This is a genomic window from Streptomyces sp. NPDC051243, assembly GCF_044455405.1.
Lineage (GTDB): Bacteria > Actinomycetota > Actinomycetes > Streptomycetales > Streptomycetaceae > Streptomyces.
Map to the genome: position 1 here is coordinate 1 of NZ_JBITES010000039.1, position 1245 is coordinate 1245.

Consider the following 1245-nt stretch of genomic DNA (forward strand, 5'->3'; position numbering starts at 1 on the left):
CCCAAGTAGCACGGGGCCCGAGAAATCCCGTGTGAATCTGGCGGGACCACCCGCTAAGCCTAAATATTCCCTGGTGACCGATAGCGGATAGTACCGTGAGGGAATGGTGAAAAGTACCCCGGGAGGGGAGTGAAATAGTACCTGAAACCGTGTGCCTACAAGCCGTGGGAGCGTCGGATGCAGCTTGCTGTATCTCGTGACTGCGTGCCTTTTGAAGAATGAGCCTGCGAGTTTGCGGTGTGTTGCGAGGTTAACCCGTGTGGGGAAGCCGTAGCGAAAGCGAGTCCGAATAGGGCGGTTTAGTAGCGCGCTCAAGACCCGAAGCGGAGTGATCTAGCCATGGGCAGGTTGAAGCGGAGGTAAGACTTCGTGGAGGACCGAACCCACCAGGGTTGAAAACCTGGGGGATGACCTGTGGTTAGGGGTGAAAGGCCAATCAAACTCCGTGATAGCTGGTTCTCCCCGAAATGCATTTAGGTGCAGCGTCGTGTGTTTCTTGCCGGAGGTAGAGCACTGGATAGGCGATGGGCCCTACCGGGTTACTGACCTTAGCCAAACTCCGAATGCCGGTAAGTGAGAGCGCGGCAGTGAGACTGTGGGGGATAAGCTCCATGGTCGAGAGGGAAACAGCCCAGAGCATCGACTAAGGCCCCTAAGCGTACGCTAAGTGGGAAAGGATGTGGAGTCGCAGAGACAACCAGGAGGTTGGCTTAGAAGCAGCCACCCTTGAAAGAGTGCGTAATAGCTCACTGGTCTAGTGATTCCGCGCCGACAATGTAGCGGGGCTCAAGCGTACCGCCGAAGTCGTGTCATTCATACAACAGCCCCAACGGGTGTATGGATGGGTAGGGGAGCGTCGTCTGCCGGGTGAAGCAGCACCGGAAGGTAGTTGTGGACGGTTGACGAGTGAGAATGCAGGCATGAGTAGCGATTCACACGTGAGAAACGTGTGCGCCGATTGACTAAGGGTTCCTGGGTCAAGCTGATCTGCCCAGGGTAAGTCGGGACCTAAGGCGAGGCCGACAGGCGTAGTCGATGGATAACCGGTTGATATTCCGGTACCCGCTGTGAAGCGTCAAACATCGAGCATCGTGATGCTAAGGCCGTGAAGCCGCCCCGGAGCCTTCGGGCAAAGGGGAGTGGTGGAGCCGCCGGACCAAGCGGTTAGTAGGTGAGTGATGGGGTGACGCAGGAAGGTAGTCCATCCCGGGCGGTGGTTGTCCCGGGGTAAGGGTGTAGGACGTC

1 rRNA gene (only partly in view) is annotated in these 1245 nt (G+C 57.4%); it reads left to right on the forward strand.

The window, feature by feature from the left end:
- A 23S ribosomal RNA gene (locus ACIBAG_RS45655) occupies positions 1–1245 on the forward strand; its annotated part runs 1487 nt beyond the window's last position; the annotation flags it as partial.